Below are 18,406 nucleotides of genomic sequence, written 5' to 3' on the forward strand. Positions count from 1 at the left end.
GCTGCTGTGGGATGTCGGCGCGGGCAGCGGCTCGATCGGGATCGAGTGGATGCGCGCGCACCCCAGTTGCCGCGCATTGGCGGTCGAGGCCGATGCAGGGCGCCAACTGTTGATCGAACATAATCGCGATGCCCTGGGCGTACCCGGCCTGCAGCTGATTCGCGGCAGCGCGCCGCAGGCACTGAATGGACTGGAACGCCCAGACGCCATTTTCATCGGCGGCGGCGTCACCCGCGAAGGCGTGCTGGATACCTGCTGGGCTGCTCTCAAACCCGGAGGCCGACTGGTGACCAACGCAGTCACGCTGCAGAGTGAAATGACCTTGATGACCTGGCGCGAGCAGCACGGCGGCGAGCTCACGCGTATTCATATCGCCCAGGCCCAACCACTGGGGGACTTTGACACCTGGCGCCAGGCGCTGCCGATTACCCTGCTGGACGTGGTCAAACCCTTCTATGCGTGATGAAACTGCCGAGCAACCCGCCCCCCTGCGCAGCGGCCTGACCACCGGCAGTTGCGCCACCGCCACCAGCCTCGCGGCCGCCCGGCTGTTGCTCGGTGGTCTGGGCGCGGACGCTGTGGATATTGTGCTGCCCAAGGGCAAGCAGGTGCAGATGCGCCTGGAGTTCTGCCGGTTGACCGAAGACGGCGCGGAGGCCGGTACCATCAAGGATGCCGGGGACGATCCGGACGTCACCCACGGCGCCCTGCTCTATTCCCGGGTGCGCCTGGACGCAGCCCCGGGCATTCGTTTCAGGGCCGGCCATGGCGTCGGCACTGTCACCCGGCCAGGGCTGGTATTGGGCGTGGGCGAACCGGCCATCAACCCGGTGCCGCGCAAGATGATCAGCGATCACCTGACCCGGCTGGCCGCCGAATGGGGCTACGGCGGTGGATTTGAGGTCACGGTCAACGTCGAGGACGGCGAGGCATTAGCGTTGAAAACCATGAACCCGCGGCTGGGGATTCTCGGCGGGCTGTCGATTCTCGGCACCAGCGGCATCGTCCGGCCGTTCTCCTGCGCTGCATACATTGCCTCTATTCATCAGGGCATCGACGTCGCCAAGACCAACGGCTACCTGCACATTGCAGCCTGCACCGGCAACGCCAGCGAAGACACCATGCGCCGGGTCTACGATCTGCCGGAAATTGCCCTGATCGAAATGGGCGACTTCGTCGGTGCAGTACTCAAGCACCTACGCCGGGTGCCTGTGGATAAACTCAGCCTGTGCGGTGGATTCGGCAAGATCAGCAAGCTGGCGGCCGGGCACATGGACCTGCACAGCCGGCACTCAAGCATTGACCTGGCGCAATTGGCTGACTGGGCCGCCGTCATCGGCGCCGACGAGGCGCTGCAACAGGTGATCCGCCAGGCCAATACCAGCCAGCAAGCCCTGGCCATGGCCAGCGCAGCCGGGATCGCCCTCGGCAATCTTGTCTGCCAGTACGCACTGGATTTTGCCCGCAGCGTGGTGCCGGCCCAGGTGCAGGTCGAGGTGTTTGCCATTGACCGCCAAGGCGTGGTGGTCGGCCATGCGGGAGCCTTCCAATGAAACGCATCCTGTTGCTCGGCGGCATCACGGAAGCATTGGCCATTGCTCGAACACTGGGCCCGCAACATGTCTACAGCCTGGCTGGCGTCGGCCGCGTGCCGACGGATCTGTCCTGCCAGGTGCGCGTCGGTGGATACGGCGGTGCGCAAGGCCTGGCGCAGTTCATCGGCGATCAAGCCATCGACCTGCTGCTGGACGCAACCCACCCCTACGCCGCCCAAATCAGCCAGAACGCCGCCACTGCTGCGCGCTTGAGCGGCATACCCTGCTGGGCCCTCAGGCGCCCGGCCTGGCAGGCCCAGGCCGGTGATGACTGGCGAGAGGTCAACGACTGGGCAGACCTGACCAGCGCCTTGCAACCGTTCAAACGCCCGCTGTTCACCCTCGGCCGCGAACCTTTGCAGCACCTGCACGAAATCCCGCCCGAACAGTTCTGGACCTTACGCGCACTGGACGTGTACCCGGGTAACGACCGCTGCGAAGTGATCGCCGCTCGGGGGCCCTTCCTGATTGACAACGAACGTCAACTGTTCGAGCGCCGGCAGATCGACGTGCTGATCAGCAAGAACAGCGGCAGCACCGCCACCGAGCCGAAGCTGGAGGTAGCGCGGGAGCGCGGGGTGCCGGTGCTGGTGTTGAAAAGACCGGTGTTGCCGGTGGTGGATCGCGAGTTTGATTCGGTAGCGCAGGTGTTGGCGGCACTGTCGCTGTAGGCCGTGTCCTCAATTACTTCTTCTTTCGCGATTTTGCTGGCAACACTTTCGGAAAGAACCGGCTATCCATCTTACTGCGCCAAAATTTATAATTCGGAGCATCTGCCACTGACTAGCAAGGCATTGAGCAGCACTGGCAATCCGCAATTCACGACTATCATGAAGGTCATGAAAGCCTTGGGCCTGCGTTTGCATGCCACTGCGCTCTGACTGCTGCGACACCACACCGCAGGCGGGCTTTTTACTTATCGGCCCTGATCAGGCTAAATAGCCGCGCCTGATCGCCCACACACCGGATTCCCCCATGTCCCGACATCGGCTCGCAATTGCCTGGATCGCCTGCTTCGCAGTGCTGTTCAACATGCTCGCCATGCCAATGTCCGGTGCACTGGCGCAGTCGGCGAAATCCCCGGCCGAACAGTTGTTGTGGGGTAGTTTCTGCTCCTCCGGCGGGACGAAGATGGTGGCGATCACCCTGGCCGACGTCGACCAGGAAGCCCCCCAAGGCGACCAGCATTCCAACATGCAGCATTGTTGGTGCTGCTCCGGGTCCGCACCCTTGGTGGCGTTGCCCGGGCATGAGCCGCAGCTGTATTTCGCGCATTATCAGACCAATCGGAGCCTGCCAGTCGGCTCTGTTGAACTGCCTACGCCTCGCCAGCAATGGCCAGCCTTGAACCCCCGCGCCTCCCCTCTGGTGTGATTCTTTCTCGCAATTGACCTGCGTCTTGAATCGTTCCGGAGAACTGCCATGTTGAACAAACTCATCGTCCTGGCCGCGTTGCTGTTGCCTGCCTGCTTTGCCCATGCCCACGATTACAAGGCCGGGCAACTCGACATTGCCCACCCCTGGTCCATGGAACTGCCACCCAACGCACCGACCGTGGCGGCGTATTTCGTGATCACCAACAAAGGCAATACTGCCGACCGCCTGGTCAGCGTCGACTCGCCGATTGCCGGCACTGCCCAGTTGCACGAGCACATCAAGCAGGGCGACCTGATGAGGATGCAGCAGGTGCCCAGCGTGGCAATCCCGGCCGGAGGAACAATCACCTTCGCCCCCATGGCCTATCACGTCATGCTGCTGGACCTGAAAGACCGTTCTCTGTTGAGTGATGGCCAGCAGTTTCCGCTGACCCTGCACTTCGAGAAATCCGCTGAAGTAACGGTACAGGTCACGGTGCAGAAGCAGGCGCCGGAGGGTGCGCCAATGCACGCCCACGCCCAGTAACCGACCGAGCCCCGCACGCCCATGCGCCCGCTTAGCGCCAGGTCCCCCGCTACCCGCCGTCAGCCATTGCGCCTGACTCGCGGCAGCTGGGTCAGCCTGTTCGCCATGTTGATGATCTTTATCGGCCCGCTGATTTCCCAGTCGATGCCGATGGATCAGCGCGCCTCGATGTCCATGAACATGTCCAGGAACATGAGCATGGACATGTCGACGATGCAGCATGGCGCGCAGGTCGACGACGAGCATTGCCCGCCGAAAACCGATCATCATGCGCTCTGGGAACGATGCGGCTATTGCAGCCTGTTGTTCAATTGCCCGGCACTGACGGGTGGCCACTCCTTCGCTGTATTCGACGTCCCCAGGACAAGCACCTTCGCTACACCCGCCACACGCCTGGGCCATGCCCGGCCAACCTTCTTCCCCGGCGCCCGCACCCGCGCCCCGCCTGCCGTCGCGTAAACACCCGCCCAATCCCACACGGCTACAGGACAGCAAAGCAACCTGTGGGAGCGGGCTTGCTCGCGAAAGCGTTGTGCCAGATGACATTGATGTGGCTGACATTCCCTCTTCGCGAGCAAGCCCGCTCCCACAGTTGATGCGATGCGTCGGCTGCCGGCCGTGTCGTTTACGACTGTTCGACGGAAATTTTCATGTCCAGGTTTTCTGCAGACACACGCCTGAGCGCCGCTCAGGTTTCTTTCGCCCTGAACCCGACCCGCGCCTGGTTCAGACACGCCACCGCGATCTTTTGCGGCGCCCTGCTCGCGCCCCTGGCGCTAGCCGATGAACATGCCGGGCACAATGAAGAGCTGAGCCCCACGGTCATCACTGCCATTGCCCCCAGTTCACCGCTGACCATCGTCACCAACCCCAAGGACCCGCGCCAACCGGTGCCGGCCAGTGATGGCGGTGACTACCTCAAGACCATCCCCGGCTTCGCCCTGGTGCGCAACGGTGGCACCAACGGCGACCCGGTACTGCGTGGCATGTTCGGTTCACGCCTGAACATCCTCACCAATGGCGGCATGATGCTCGGCGCCTGCCCTGGACGGATGGACGCCCCCACCTCCTACATCTCGCCAGAAACCTACGACAAGCTCACAGTCATCAAGGGCCCGCAAACCGTGCTCTGGGGGCCCGGTGCATCGGCCGGGACCATCCTCTTCGACCGCGAGCCGGAAAACTTCGGCGAGCTCGGCACCCGGGTGAATGCCAGCCTGTTGGCCGGTTCCAACGGCCGTTTCGACAAAGTGGTGGATGCGGCTGCAGGCGGGCCCTTGGGCTATGTACGAGTGATCGGCAACACGGCTCACTCCGACGACTACCGGGACGGCAACAATGACACCGTGCCCTCGCGCTACGACAAGTGGAATGGCGACGTCGCCGTGGGCTGGACGCCGGACGCCGATACTCTGCTGGAGCTGACCGCCGGCAAGGGTGACGGTGAAGCACGTTACGCCGGACGCGGCATGGACGGCTCCCAGTTCAAACGCGAAAGCCTGGGCCTGCGCTTCGAGAAGTCGAACATCGGCGAAGTGTTGGACAAGATCGAGGCACAGATCTATTACAACTATGCCGACCACGTGATGGACAACTACACCCTGCGCACACCCTCCGGCACCGGGATGATGGCAGGCCCCATGGCCTCAAATGTTGACCGCCGAACCCTCGGCGCGCGCATCAAAGGCACCTGGCGCTGGGCCGACGTGCAATTGATCAGCGGCCTCGATGCGCAGACCAATGAACACCGCCAGCGCAGCGGCATGGGCGTCGATACCTACAAGGACGTACCGTTCACCAAGGACGCCGACTTCCATAACTACGGCGTGTTCAGCGAGTTGACCTGGTTCGCTACGGACAGTGACCGGCTCGTCAGCGGCGCCCGCCTGGACCGCGCCTCGGCCAAGGATTTTCGCCAGACCACCGGTTCCGGGATGATGACCCGGCCCAATCCAACCGCCGACGACACCCGTGCCGACACCCTGCCCAGCGGTTTCGTCCGCTACGAGCATGACTTGGCCGACAGCCCGACCACCCTCTATGCCGGCCTGGGTCACACCCAGCGTTTCCCGGATTACTGGGAGCTGTTTTCGCCAAACTCGGGACCGGCAGGATCGGTCAACGCCTTCGATTCGATCAAGCCGGAGAAAACTACCCAGCTCGATTTCGGCCTGCAGTACAGGACCGCTGAACTGGAAGCCTGGGCCTCGGGTTACGTCGGCCAGATGCGCGACTACATCCTGTTCAATTACACCCCGGGAATGATGGGCATGACCTCACAGGCCCAGAATATCGACGCGCGAATCATGGGCGGCGAACTCGGTACCGCCTACAAGCTGACGGATAACTGGAAGGCCGACGCGACCCTGGCGTACGCCTGGGGCAAGAACAGCAGCGACGGTAACGCACTGCCGCAAATGCCACCGCTCGATGCACGGTTCGGCCTGACCTACAGCGAAGACAACTGGAGCGCCGGGGCACTGTGGAGGGTGGTTGCCGCGCAGGACCGCATCGACCGTAACAAGGGCAACGTGGTTGGCAAGGACTTCGACAAGACCGCCGGTTTCGGGGTGTTCTCGCTCAATGGCGCCTACCGGATCAACAAGCACTGGAAGGTCAGTTCTGGTGTGGACAACCTGTTTGGCAAGGCCTACGCCGAGCACTTGAACCTGGCCGGCAACGCAGGCTTTGGCTACCCGGCCAATGACCCGCAAGCCATCAAGGAACCGGGGCGCACGCTCTGGACCAAGATTGATATGAGTTTCTAACAAGAAAAGTCAAAAGATCGCAGGCTACGCCAGCTTCTACATGGCATCCGTACACCCTGTAGGAGCTGTCGAGTGAAACGAGGCTGCGATCTTTTACAGACAAACGATTCGCCAAGCGGAGCACAAACCATGAAACAGCCCAAAGTGAATTTCTACAACCTGGCCTGGCGCTGGCATTTCTACGCCGGTCTGTTCGTCGCGCCATTCATGGTCATGCTGGCGCTGACAGGGGTCATCTACCTGTTCAAGCCACAGCTTGACCCTTTGATGTATGGCAGCTGGCTGAATGTCCCGACCGGCCATCACAGCCTGCCAGCCGACGAGCTGCTCAAGCGGGTGAAAAACGCCTATCCACAAGGCCTGGTCACGCAATACCTGCCGCCCGTCAATGCTGAACGCAGTGCCCAGTTTGTGGTGACCCAAGCCGACCTGGAGCTGAACATTTTCATCGATCCCTATCACGGCGACATCCTCGGCGAGCAAGACGCCAAGATGAATCTGCAAGCCGTGGCGCGGGCGATTCATGGTGAGCTGATGATCGGCACCCTGGGTGATCGCCTGGTGGAACTGGCCGCAGGTTGGGGGATTGTGCTGGTGGTGTCCGGCGTCTTCCTCTGGTGGCCACGGGGCCAGGCAGCCGGCATCCTGTGGCCGCGCATGAGCAGTCGCGGTCGAGTGCTGTGGCGCGACCTGCACGCCGTCACCGGTTTTTGGGGCGCGACCTTTCTGCTGGTGATGTTGCTCAGCGGCATGACCTGGACCGGGTTCTGGGGTAAACAATATGCGGGCGTGTGGAACGTCTTCCCGGGCGCGATGTGGAATGACATGCCAAAGTCCGACGTCGAAGCGCGCAGCCTCAACACCGCGACTCGCCAGACGGTGCCATGGGCCATGGAAAACACGCCGATGCCGATGTCAGGCGATCACGCCGAGCACATGAACCATGGCGATAAAGCCGCCGGTCCCGCAGCACCGATTATCAGCCTGCAAGATGTGCAAAACATCGCCGAACAGCGCAAGGTCGAACCCGGCTACAGCATCACCCTGCCCACCACCGACACGGGCGTATTCACTGTCGCCGTGTTCGCCGACGACCCGCGCAACGACGCCACCCTGCATGTCGATCAATACACCGGCAAGGTGCTCGCCGATGTGCGCTGGGAACACTATGGCAATGTGGCCCGGGCCACGGAAGTCGGCGTGATGTTGCACGAAGGCAAAATGTTCGGGGTGATCAATCAGATCATCGTGCTGCTGATCTGCCTGATGATTCTGCTGAGCGCGGTCAGCGGCGTGGTGATCTGGTGGAAGCGTCGCCCGCAAGGCAAGTTCGGTGTGCCACCGCTACGCCACGACCTGCCGAAGTGGAAAACCGCGATGGTCATCATGTTCGCTTTGGCGGTGGCCTTTCCGTTGGTGGGTGCATCGCTGGTAGTTGTCTGGGTAGTGGACCGTGTGCTGTTTTCGCGATTCAACCGGCAGACTGGGTCGGCTTCTATTTCCTGAATCATGCTCCCCCTGTAGGAGCTCGCTGGCGATAAACGTCATGACACCGCGGTCAGATAGAAAACCAGCGTTATCGTTGACGTCCATCGCGAGCGAGCTCGCTCCTACGGTTCCTGCCCTGTTGTGGCGCAACCCGGCGCACCAACGCCCCGACCTCGACCCTTCCTGGTGCGCCGACCCGTCGCGCAACCTGTCTAAACCGACACTTTCCTGCCTTATGCCGATCAGGCACAGCCCTTGCTAAAGACCCTTCAGTAGCCCGCATCTGCCAACCAAGAAAAATGTCTAACGTTCATGGAGATTGCACAATGAAGCGTCGCAGCTTGATCAAGGCTTTCACACTCACGGCAAGCATCGCCGCAATGGGCATGACCTGGACTATCCAGGCCGCCGAGACCATCAAGGTCGGGATTCTGCACTCGCTGTCCGGCACCATGGCAATCTCCGAAACTTCGCTCAAAGACATGGCGCTGATGACCATTGACGAGATCAACGCCAAGGGCGGCGTGAACGGCAAGATGCTCGAACCGGTAGTGGTCGACCCTGCGTCGAACTGGCCGCTGTTCGCGGAGAAGGGCCGCCAGTTGCTGACCCAGGACAAGGTCGCCGTGGTCTTCGGTTGCTGGACTTCGGTGTCGCGTAAATCGGTGTTGCCGGTATTCGAAGAGCTCAACGGCCTGCTGTTCTACCCGGTGCAATACGAAGGTGAAGAGATGTCGCCGAACGTGTTCTACACCGGCGCCGCACCGAACCAGCAGGCGATTCCTGCAGTGGAGTACCTGATGAGCGAAGAAGGTGGCAGCGCCAAGCGATACTTCCTGCTTGGCACCGACTACGTTTACCCGCGCACCACCAACAAGATCCTGCGCTCGTTCCTGCACTCCAAAGGCGTGGCGGACAAGGACATCGAAGAGGTCTACACCCCGTTCGGCCACAGCGACTACCAAACCATCGTCGCCAACATCAAGAAGTTCTCGGCGGGCGGCAAGACGGCGGTCATCTCCACCGTCAACGGCGACTCCAACGTGCCGTTCTACAAAGAGCTGGCCAACCAGGGCCTGAAGGCTACCGATGTTCCGGTCGTAGCGTTTTCGGTCGGCGAAGAAGAACTGCGCGGCATCGACACCAAACCGCTGGTGGGCAACCTCGCGGCATGGAACTACTTCGAGTCGGTGGAGAACCCGGCAAACAAGAAATTCGTCGCTGACTGGAAAGCCTACGCGAAGAAACACAACCTGCCGGGCGCCGACAAAGCGGTGACCAACGACCCGATGGAAGCGACCTACGTGGGCATCCACATGTGGGCCCAGGCTGTTGAGAAAGCCAAGTCCACCGACGTCGACAAAGTCCGCGAAGCCCTGGCCGGCCAGACCTTTGCCGCACCGTCGGGCTACACCCTGACCATGGACAAGACCAATCACCACCTGCATAAACCGGTGATGATCGGCGAGATCCAGGCGGATGGTCAGTTCAACGTGGTATGGCAGACCGAAGGCCCGATTCGCGCCCAGCCGTGGAGCCCGTTCATTTCCGGCAACGACAAGAAGCCGGATTACGCGGTGAAGAGCAACTAGGTAGCAGGAACAAGCCCCTAACCCTGTGGGAGCTGAGTTTGCTCGCGATGGCGGTACATCAGGAACACCGCCATCGCGAGCAAACTCAGCTCCCACAGGGCCCATCGTCGCCCCTCAGGACGTAGCTATGTCCCTATATCGTTTGCTGCTTGCCATCACTTTCCTGTTGCTGCCGATGGCCACTTTCGCCGGCGATGCCGAAGACTTCGTCGCCGCCAATCCGATTCAGCAAGCCAGGCTCCTGGAAGCCTGGGCCGCGCAGCCCGACCCGGCCCGTATCGAGCTGATCAACGCCTTGCAACAAGGCCGGTTGACGGTCGACGGCCAGCCGAAAACCCTGCGCCTGAACAACCGCCTACGGGGTCTTATCGACACCGCACTAGCCAGCCATCAACTACTCGCCGCCGATGCCAAATTGCGTCTGTCCGCTGCACAACAATTGCAGAAGAGCGCGAAACCGGCGCAACTGAAATTCCTCGATCAGCAACTGGCCGCTGAATCAGACGAAAGCGTCCACGCGGCCCTGAGCCTGGCCCTGGCCAATCTGCAGTTGGTCGACACAGACCCTGCCGTGCGCCTCGCTGCGGTACGCCTGCTCGGTGAAACCGGCGACCCACTGGCCCGCACTCGCCTTGAAAGCCTGCTGGAACCGGGGGTCGAGGCCGACGCCGGGGTGCGCACCGCCGCCGAAACCAGCCTGGCTCAAGTGAAACGTAAACTGCTGATCGGTGAGATCCTCGGCCAAGCTTTCAGCGGCATGTCCCTGGGCTCGATTCTGCTGCTCGCCGCCCTCGGTCTGGCGATTACCTTCGGCCTGCTGGGCGTGATCAACATGGCCCACGGCGAGATGCTGATGCTCGGCGCGTACTCGACCTATGTGGTGCAGTTGATGTTCCAGCGCTACGCCCCGCAAGCCATCGAGTTCTACCCGCTGATTGCCCTGCCGGTGGCGTTTTTCGTCACCGCTGCAATCGGCATGGCACTTGAACGAACAGTGATTCGTCACCTTTACGGGCGCCCGCTGGAAACCCTGCTCGCTACCTGGGGCATCAGCCTGATGCTGATCCAGTTGGTGCGACTGGTGTTTGGCGCGCAGAACGTCGAGGTGGCCAACCCCGCCTGGTTGTCCGGCGGAATTCAGGTGCTGCCAAACCTCGTGCTGCCCTACAACCGAATCGTCATCATCGCGTTTGCGCTATTCGTGGTGGTGCTGACCTGGCTGCTGCTGAACAGGACGCGCCTGGGGCTGAACGTGCGCGCCGTCACGCAAAATCGCAACATGGCCGCCTGCTGCGGCGTGCCGACGGGGCGCGTCGACATGCTCGCGTTCGGGCTCGGTTCCGGTATCGCCGGGCTCGGAGGCGTGGCGCTGAGCCAGATCGGCAACGTCGGTCCTGACCTGGGCCAGAGCTACATCATCGACTCGTTCCTGGTGGTGGTGCTCGGCGGAGTGGGTCAACTGGCCGGGAGCGTGTTCGCCGCATTTGGCCTGGGCATCGCCAACAAGATTCTCGAACCGCAAATCGGTGCCGTACTTGGCAAGATCCTGATCCTCGCGTTGATCATTCTGTTCATCCAGAAACGTCCGCAAGGCCTCTTTGCACTGAAAGGACGGGTGATCGACTGATGAACCAGCCTCTAATGCTCACAGCTACACAAAAGGCCGGTCCCAAGGTCACGATCGCCGTCGGTGCGGTGATTCTCGTGCTTCTGCTGGCGTTGCCGTTGCTCTCACTGTTGTCACCAGACAGCGCGTTTCACGTCTCTGCTTACACCCTGACCCTGGTGGGCAAGATTCTTTGCTACGCCATCGTCGCCCTGGCACTGGATCTGGTTTGGGGTTACGCCGGCCTGCTGTCCCTCGGCCACGGTCTGTTCTTCGCCCTCGGCGGCTATGCGATGGGCATGTACCTGATGCGCCAGGCTTCGGGCGATGACTTGCCGGCATTTATGACGTTCCTGTCGTGGACTGAGTTGCCGTGGTACTGGACCGGCACTAGCAGCTTTCTCTGGGCCATGTGTCTGGTGGTGCTGGCGCCTGGATTACTCGCACTGGTGTTCGGTTTCTTCGCCTTCCGCTCGCGAATCAAGGGCGTGTATTTCTCGATCATGACCCAAGCGCTGACATTCGCCGGGATGCTGCTGTTCTTTCGCAATGAAACCGGGTTCGGTGGCAATAACGGCTTCACTAACTTCCGCACCATTCTGGGCTTTGGCATCACCGAACCCGGTACCCGTGCAGTGCTGTTTATGGCCACGGTGCTGTTACTGGTCGCAAGCCTGTTCATCGGCTGGCGCTTGGCGCAGAGCAAATTTGGCCGGGTGCTGACCGCGCTGCGCGATGCGGAAAACCGCCTGATGTTTTGCGGTTACGACCCCCGGGGATTCAAGTTGTTTGTCTGGGTCTTGAGTGCAGTGTTGTGCGGCCTGGCCGGTGCGCTATATGTGCCGCAAGTCGGCATCATCAACCCGAGTGAAATGTCACCGACCAACTCCATCGAAGCCGCAGTCTGGGTCGCACTCGGCGGCCGGGGCACGCTGATCGGCCCGCTACTGGGTGCCGGTGTGGTGAATGGCATGAAGAGCTGGTTCACCGTGGCGTTCCCGGAGTACTGGCTGTTCTTTCTCGGTGCACTGTTCATCGTCGTGACCCTGTACCTGCCCAAGGGTGTGATCGGCTTGCTGAAGAAAAGGGGCGAACAATGAGAATTACACCGACGGCGCAATTCATGCTCGAACCCGCCTTCTTCCCACCGGAACCCAACAAGGACGCCGGCAGCAGCCGGGACGCCATCGGCCTCGGCCAGCGTGTGGCGCCCGGCCTCGATACTCGCCACGGCACCATCCTGACCCTGGAGGACATCAGCGTCAGCTTCGATGGCTTCCGGGCGCTGAACGACCTGAACCTGTATATCGGCGTCGGCGAGTTGCGCTGCATCATCGGCCCCAACGGCGCGGGCAAGACCACTTTGATGGACGTGATCACGGGCAAGACCCGCCCCAGCCATGGCAAGGCGTGGTTCGGTGAAACCCTCGACCTGACGCAGATGAGCGAGGTCCAGATCGCCCAGGCGGGCATCGGTCGCAAGTTTCAGAAACCGACGGTGTTCGAGGCCTTGAGCGTCTTTGAGAACCTAGAGCTGGCGCAGAGAACCGACAAGTCAGTGTGGGCCAGTCTGCGGGCTCGCCTGAGTGGCGAGCAGAAGGATCGGATCAGCGAAGTGCTGGACACCATTCGCCTGACCAGCTCGGTCAATCGTCCGGCGGGGCTGCTGTCCCACGGGCAGAAGCAGTTCCTGGAGATCGGCATGTTGCTGATGCAGGACCCGCAACTGCTGCTGCTCGACGAGCCGGTGGCGGGCATGACCGATGCAGAGACCGAATTCACCGCCGAGCTGTTCAAGCGCCTGGCCGGCAAACATTCACTGATGGTGGTTGAACATGACATGGGCTTTGTCGGTTCGATTGCCGACCATGTCACGGTGTTGCACCAGGGCAGCGTGCTGGCCGAAGGGTCGCTTGCGCAGGTGCAGGAAAATGAGCGGGTGATTGAGGTTTATCTCGGACGCTGATCGCACTTCGTAGGAGCGAGCTTGCTCGCGATGGAGATCAACGATTACGCCGGCTGCCTGAATGAACGCGTCGATCTCGGGTTCATCGCGAGCAAGCTCGCTCCTACAAGGGTTTTGAGGAGAATTTGAACATGCTGCAAGTCGACAAGCTGCATCAGTACTACGGTGGTAGCCACATCCTGCGCGGCCTGACGTTCGACGTGAAAGTCGGCGAAGTCACCTGCCTGCTCGGGCGCAACGGGGTGGGCAAGACCACCTTGCTCAAATGCCTGATGGGCCTGCTGCCGGCCAAGGAAGGCGTAGTCAACTGGGAAGGCAAGCCGATTACCACGTTCAAGCCGCACCAGCGAGTGCACGCCGGGATCGCCTACGTTCCCCAGGGCCGCGAAATTTTCGGCCGACTGACCGTGGAAGAAAACCTGCTGATGGGTCTGTCGCGCTTTCCTGGCAGCGAAGCGAAGGAGGTCCCGGCCTTCATTTACGAACTGTTCCCGGTATTGCTGCAAATGAAGCAGCGCCGCGGTGGCGACTTGTCCGGAGGTCAGCAGCAGCAACTCGCCATCGGACGCGCATTAGCCAGTCGCCCACGCTTGCTGATTCTCGACGAGCCCACCGAAGGTATCCAGCCGTCAGTGATCAAGGAAATCGGCGCTGTCATCAAGAAACTTGCCGCTCGCGGGGACATGGCGATTTTGCTGGTGGAGCAGTTCTACGATTTTGCTGCCGAACTCGCGGATCAATACCTGGTGATGTCCCGCGGCGAGATCGTGCAGCAGGGGCGCGGCGAAAACATGGAAGCCGAGGGTGTACGCGGCCTGGTAACCATCTAATCTGCAGCGTCCTGACGAAAATTTGAGAATATGAATTTACCTGTCTCCCCTGCCCTGTTTACCCCGAGCTGGCACGCCGAACTGGAACTGGGCTATGCCAGATTCGGCGACAGCACGCGCCCGGTCCAGCGCCGCCATCAAGGCCCGCTGCGGGTGCAAAAACACCTGTATGCCGAAGGCCCCGAGGTCTGCCAGCACATCATCGTGCACCCGCCCGGTGGCATTGCCGGCGGGGACAGACTGGACATCAGCGCCAGCGTGGGTCGCGATGCCTGGGCGCAAATCACCAGCCCCGGTGCGGCCAAGTGGTATCGCGCCGCAGGGCCAGCCTATCAGCAACTCGACTTGAAAGTGGGCGCAGGGGCGACACTGGAATGGTTGCCCCAGGAGACCATCATTTTCAGCGCCGCGCAGGCAGAGCTCAGCACCTCCATCGACCTTGAGGGCGATGCGCGGCTGTTCTACTGGGATGTCGTGGCATTGGGACGGCCGGCCAGTGGCGAGCGCTTTGACCTGGGGCATTTCCAGGCGCAACTCGACATCCGTCGCGACGGCCAGTTGCTCTGGCACGAGCGCCAGCGCATCCTCGGGAATGACGGCTTGCTCGACTCACCGATCGGGTTGGACGGACAACCGGTGTTTGCGACGCTGCTGGTGACGGGTGAGATCGATAATGAGTTGCTGGAGAAATGCCGCTCGCTGGCTAACGACGTCCGCGGGAATTTAACCCAGTTACCGGGGCTTTTAGTCGCCCGATGCCTGGCGAGCGAGGCCCTGTTGGCCCGCGGCTGGATGATTGATTTATGGCGATTGCTCAGGCCGGCGTTGTTAGGCCGCCAAGCCCTGCCACCGAGAATATGGAGCACCTGAACACATAACTCGCAGGAGCCGGCTTGCCTGCGATGGCGGCCGGCCAGGCGCCTGATGGGGTGAATGTGCCGACGCCATCGCTGGCAAGCCAGCGCCTACAAGGTGACGTGTTAACAGATCCGAATTTTTACTGCCCAAGATGGATTCAACAATGGACCTGACCCCACGCGAAAAAGACAAGCTGCTGATCTTCACCGCCGGCCTCGTAGCAGAGCGACGTTTGGCGCGCGGCGTGAAACTCAATTACCCGGAAGCCATGGCCTACATCTCCGCAGCGCTGCTCGAAGGCGCGCGTGACGGCCAGACCGTGGCGCAGCTCATGCATTTCGGCACCACCCTGCTCAGTCGCGAACAAGTGATGGAAGGTATCCCGGAAATGATCCCGGAAATCCAGGTGGAGGCAACTTTTCCCGACGGCACCAAACTGGTCACCGTCCACCAACCCATCGCCTGAGGACGAGTCATGCCTTACCACATCCGCGATGCCGTCCACGCCGACCTGTCAGCGATCCGCGACATCTACAACGATGCCGTACTGAACACCACGGCCATCTGGAACGAGCAGGCGGTCGACCTGGGTAACCGCCAGGCCTGGTTCAGCGCCCGGCAATCACAAGGTTATCCCATTCTGGTCATCGTCGACGGCGATAACACTGTACTGGGCTACGCTTCATTCGGTGACTGGCGGCCATTCGACGGTTTTCGCCACACGGTGGAACACTCGGTGTATGTCCGCAGCAATCAGCGTGGCAACGGCCTCGGTCCACAACTGATGACCGTGCTGATCGAACGCGCCAAAGGCTGTGACAAGCACATCATGGTTGCCGCCATCGAGAGCGGTAACGTCGCCTCCATTCGTCTGCATGAGCGCGCCGGTTTTATCATCACCGGCCAGATGCCCCAAGTGGGTACCAAATTCGGCCGCTGGCTGGATCTGACCTTCATGCAACTGACGCTCAATCCTGGCGTGCAACCGCCGACCGCCAGCAAGGAGTAACGCCCCGATGAACGCCGCCCAACTGCGCCGCGTCAATGTTGAAAGCTTTGCGCACTATCGCCAGGGTCTGATCGACCTGCTGCTCGATGCAGTGGGTTATGGCGCCAGTGTCGGATTCATGGCGGACCTGGATACCGTGCAGGCCCGCGCCTATTTCGACGAAGTCCAGGAGAACCTGAACAAGGGCGATCTGCTGCTTTGGGTGGTGGTCAAGGATGAACAGGTGCAAGCCAGCGTACAGCTGACCCTGTGCCAGAAAGCCAATGGCCTGAACCGCGCAGAAGTGCAAAAACTGCTGGTACGCGAGCACGCGCGGCGCCGTGGCCTGGGGCAGCAATTGATGACAGCGTTGGAAACCGCCGCGCTCCAGCACAAGCGCGGCATGCTGTACCTCGATACCGAGGCAGGCTCCCCTGCCGAAGACTTCTACACGGCCTTGGGCTACACCCGTGCCGGGCAAATCCCCGACTACGCCTGCGACCCGAGCGGCCAGTACAAGCCGACCGCTCTCTACTACAAGATTCTTCAAGGAGCTCATTGATGATTCCCGGTGAATACCAGATACAGCCCGGCGACATCGAACTCAACGCAGGCCGCCGCACGATTAGCCTGAAGGTGGCCAACAGCGGCGACCGGCCGATCCAGGTTGGCTCGCACTACCACTTTTTTGAAACCAACGACGCTCTCACCTTCGACCGTGCGGCGAGTCGCGGCATGCGCCTGAACATTCCTGCCGGCACTGCCGTGCGCTTCGAGCCGGGCCAGAGTCGGGAAGTCGAGCTGGTGGACCTGGCCGGAAACCGTCGGGTGTTCGGGTTTGCCGGGCGAGTCATGGGTGACCTCGACTAAAACCGGCCCCCGGTGGCGAGGGAGCTCGCTCCCGCTCGGCTGCGTAGCAGTCGTAAATTCTGCCACTGCGGTGTTTCAGATAAATTGCTTCAGCTTTTCTTGCGAGCGCTTCGCACTCGAGCGGGAGCAAGCTCCCTCGCCACAATGGAATGCGGATTGCCGCAACTTAATTTCAAGGCATGCCCATGAAAATCTCAAGACAAGCCTACGCCGACATGTTCGGCCCCACCGTCGGTGACAAGGTGCGCCTTGCCGACACCGAGCTGTGGATTGAAGTCGAAAAAGACTTCACCACCTACGGCGAAGAAGTAAAGTTCGGCGGCGGTAAAGTCATTCGCGACGGGCAAGGCCAGAGCCAGCTATTGGCCGCTCAAGTCGCGGATACCGTGATCACCAATGCGCTGATCATCGACCATTGGGGCATCGCCAAAGCCGATGTCGGCCTCAAGGATGGACGCATCGCCGGCATCGGCAAAGCGGGCAACCCGGACGTGCAACCAGGCGTGACCATCGCCATCGGCGCCAGTACCGAAATTATCGCCGGCGAAGGCATGATCCTCACCGCTGGCGGCATCGACACGCACATCCACTTCATCTGCCCGCAACAGATCGAAGAGGCATTGATGAGTGGCGTCACCACCATGATTGGCGGTGGCACTGGCCCGGCCACAGGAACCAATGCCACCACCTGCACCTCCGGGCCGTGGCACCTGGCGCGGATGCTTCAGGCCGCAGACGCCTTCCCGATGAACATCGGTCTCACTGGCAAGGGTAACGCGAGCCTGCCGGAACCGCTGATTGAACAGGTCAAGGCTGGGGCCATCGGCCTCAAGTTGCACGAAGACTGGGGCACCACGCCGGCGAGCATCGACAACTGCCTCAACGTCGCCGACCAATTCGATGTGCAAGTGGCGATCCATACCGACACGCTCAATGAATCGGGCTTCGTCGAAACTACACTCGCCGCGTTCAAGGGTCGCACCATCCACACTTATCACACCGAAGGTGCGGGTGGCGGCCATGCGCCGGACATCATTAAGGCCTGCGGTTTTGCCAACGTGTTGCCGAGTTCGACCAACCCGACCCGGCCGTTCACCCGCAACACCATCGACGAACACCTGGATATGCTGATGGTCTGCCACCACTTGGACCCGAGCATCGCCGAAGACGTGGCCTTTGCCGAAAGCCGCATCCGCCGCGAAACCATTGCCGCCGAAGACATCCTCCACGACCTCGGGGCGTTCTCGATGATCAGCTCCGACAGCCAGGCCATGGGTCGCGTCGGTGAAGTGATCACCCGGACCTGGCAGACCGCCGACAAGATGAAAAAGCAGCGCGGTCCACTGCCCGGGGATGGTCCCGGCAACGATAACTTCCGCGCCAAACGCTACATCGCCAAGTACACCATCAACCCGGCGATCACCCATGGCGTCAGCCATGAAGTGGGCTCGGTCGAGGTGGGCAAGTGGGCAGACCTGGTGCTCTGGCGGCCGGCCTTTTTCGGGGTCAAGCCGACGCTGATCCTGAAAGGGGGCGCGATTGCAGCAAGCCTCATGGGCGACGCCAACGCATCGATCCCGACGCCGCAACCAGTGCACTACCGACCGATGTTCGCCAGCTACGGCGGTTCGCTGCACGCCACCAGCCTGACCTTTATCAGTCAGGCAGCGCAGGACGCGGGGTTGCCTGAAGCTTTGGGTTTGAAGAAGAAAATCGCCGTGGTCAAAGGTTGCCGTGGCGTGCAGAAAACCGACCTGATCCACAATGATTATCTGCCGACCATCGATGTCGATCCTCAGACCTATCAAGTCAAGGCCGACGGTGTGTTGCTGTGGTGTGAACCGGCAGATGTGCTGCCGATGGCGCAGCGGTACTTTCTGTTCTGACCCGTTGAAAACCCCGAATGCCCTCGACGGCATTCGGGGTTCGATTCATCCACCACA

The 18,406-nt window shown here is 61.3% G+C and carries 19 protein-coding genes and 1 pseudogene; all 20 read left to right on the plus strand.

Features of this window, described 5'->3' with window-relative positions; translation table 11 throughout:
- On the plus strand, positions 1 to 463 hold a 463-nt coding region (gene cbiT / locus L9059_RS24920; RefSeq protein WP_247293492.1), incomplete at its 5' end, for a precorrin-6Y C5,15-methyltransferase (decarboxylating) subunit CbiT.
- A complete protein-coding gene (locus L9059_RS24925) occupies positions 456 to 1,553 on the plus strand; it encodes a cobalt-precorrin-5B (C(1))-methyltransferase (protein ID WP_247293493.1) in 1,098 nt (365 codons plus the stop codon). The genes cbiT and L9059_RS24925, both read left to right, overlap by 8 nt.
- Positions 1,550 to 2,266 carry a cobalt-precorrin-6A reductase gene (locus tag L9059_RS24930; protein WP_247293494.1) on the plus strand — a complete coding sequence of 239 codons (717 nt, stop codon included), beginning with the start codon at positions 1,550 to 1,552 and terminating at the stop codon, positions 2,264 to 2,266. Before L9059_RS24925 ends, L9059_RS24930 begins: the two co-directional genes overlap by 4 nt.
- Before the next feature lie 117 nt (positions 2,267 to 2,383).
- Positions 2,384 to 2,476, plus strand: a pseudogene (locus L9059_RS24935) (helix-turn-helix domain-containing transcriptional regulator); the annotation flags it as partial.
- 94 nt (positions 2,477 to 2,570) lie between these two features.
- A complete protein-coding gene (locus L9059_RS24940) occupies positions 2,571 to 2,969 on the plus strand; it encodes a DUF2946 domain-containing protein (RefSeq protein WP_247293495.1) in 399 nt (132 codons plus the stop codon).
- A gap of 48 nt (positions 2,970 to 3,017) precedes the next feature.
- The gene (locus tag L9059_RS24945; protein WP_247293496.1) at positions 3,018 to 3,497 is read left to right on the plus strand and encodes a copper chaperone PCu(A)C; all 480 of its coding nucleotides are present in this window, start codon (positions 3,018 to 3,020) and stop codon (positions 3,495 to 3,497) included.
- 21 nt (positions 3,498 to 3,518) lie between these two features.
- A complete protein-coding gene (locus tag L9059_RS24950; protein ID WP_247293497.1) occupies positions 3,519 to 3,956 on the plus strand; it encodes a DUF2946 domain-containing protein in 438 nt (145 codons plus the stop codon).
- Positions 3,957 to 4,147: 191 nt separating this feature from the next.
- Positions 4,148 to 6,265 (plus strand): TonB-dependent copper receptor, encoded by a 2,118-nt coding sequence (locus L9059_RS24955; protein ID WP_247293498.1) that lies wholly within the window; start codon positions 4,148 to 4,150, stop codon positions 6,263 to 6,265.
- 129 nt (positions 6,266 to 6,394) lie between these two features.
- On the plus strand, positions 6,395 to 7,771 hold the full coding sequence (locus L9059_RS24960) for a PepSY-associated TM helix domain-containing protein (RefSeq protein WP_247293499.1): 1,377 nt from the start codon (positions 6,395 to 6,397) through the stop codon (positions 7,769 to 7,771).
- Between the two features lie 308 nt (positions 7,772 to 8,079).
- Positions 8,080 to 9,345 (plus strand): urea ABC transporter substrate-binding protein, encoded by a 1,266-nt coding sequence (urtA, locus tag L9059_RS24965; protein ID WP_247293500.1) that lies wholly within the window; start codon positions 8,080 to 8,082, stop codon positions 9,343 to 9,345.
- A 127-nt stretch (positions 9,346 to 9,472) separates the two neighbouring features.
- On the plus strand, positions 9,473 to 10,972 hold the full coding sequence (gene urtB, locus L9059_RS24970; protein ID WP_247293501.1) for an urea ABC transporter permease subunit UrtB: 1,500 nt from the start codon (positions 9,473 to 9,475) through the stop codon (positions 10,970 to 10,972).
- Complete coding sequence (urtC, locus tag L9059_RS24975; RefSeq protein WP_247293502.1) at positions 10,972 to 12,051, plus strand: urea ABC transporter permease subunit UrtC; 1,080 nt, start codon at positions 10,972 to 10,974, stop codon at positions 12,049 to 12,051. Before urtB ends, urtC begins: the two co-directional genes overlap by 1 nt.
- Positions 12,048 to 12,917, plus strand: a complete 870-nt coding sequence (urtD, locus tag L9059_RS24980) for an urea ABC transporter ATP-binding protein UrtD (RefSeq protein ID WP_247293503.1) — start codon at positions 12,048 to 12,050, stop codon at positions 12,915 to 12,917. Before urtC ends, urtD begins: the two co-directional genes overlap by 4 nt.
- 131 nt (positions 12,918 to 13,048) lie before the next feature.
- Positions 13,049 to 13,747, plus strand: coding sequence for an urea ABC transporter ATP-binding subunit UrtE (gene urtE, locus L9059_RS24985; protein ID WP_247293504.1), 699 nt, complete (start codon positions 13,049 to 13,051; stop codon positions 13,745 to 13,747).
- A gap of 30 nt (positions 13,748 to 13,777) precedes the next feature.
- The gene (locus tag L9059_RS24990) at positions 13,778 to 14,617 is read left to right on the plus strand and encodes an urease accessory protein UreD (RefSeq protein WP_247293505.1); all 840 of its coding nucleotides are present in this window, start codon (positions 13,778 to 13,780) and stop codon (positions 14,615 to 14,617) included.
- Positions 14,618 to 14,768: 151 nt separating this feature from the next.
- Complete coding sequence (locus L9059_RS24995; RefSeq protein WP_045060358.1) at positions 14,769 to 15,071, plus strand: urease subunit gamma; 303 nt, start codon at positions 14,769 to 14,771, stop codon at positions 15,069 to 15,071.
- A 9-nt stretch (positions 15,072 to 15,080) separates the two neighbouring features.
- On the plus strand, positions 15,081 to 15,614 hold the full coding sequence (locus L9059_RS25000; RefSeq protein ID WP_247293506.1) for a GNAT family N-acetyltransferase: 534 nt from the start codon (positions 15,081 to 15,083) through the stop codon (positions 15,612 to 15,614).
- A 7-nt stretch (positions 15,615 to 15,621) separates the two neighbouring features.
- On the plus strand, positions 15,622 to 16,155 hold the full coding sequence (locus L9059_RS25005) for a GNAT family N-acetyltransferase (protein WP_247293507.1): 534 nt from the start codon (positions 15,622 to 15,624) through the stop codon (positions 16,153 to 16,155).
- Positions 16,155 to 16,463 (plus strand): urease subunit beta, encoded by a 309-nt coding sequence (locus tag L9059_RS25010; protein WP_247293508.1) that lies wholly within the window; start codon positions 16,155 to 16,157, stop codon positions 16,461 to 16,463. Before L9059_RS25005 ends, L9059_RS25010 begins: the two co-directional genes overlap by 1 nt.
- A gap of 185 nt (positions 16,464 to 16,648) precedes the next feature.
- Positions 16,649 to 18,349, plus strand: coding sequence for an urease subunit alpha (ureC, locus tag L9059_RS25015; RefSeq protein WP_247293509.1), 1,701 nt, complete (start codon positions 16,649 to 16,651; stop codon positions 18,347 to 18,349).
- The last annotated feature ends 57 nt before the right edge of the window (positions 18,350 to 18,406 follow it).

The organism is Pseudomonas violetae (genome assembly GCF_023072615.1).
In the GTDB taxonomy this organism is placed as follows: Bacteria; Pseudomonadota; Gammaproteobacteria; order Pseudomonadales; family Pseudomonadaceae; genus Aquipseudomonas; species Aquipseudomonas violetae.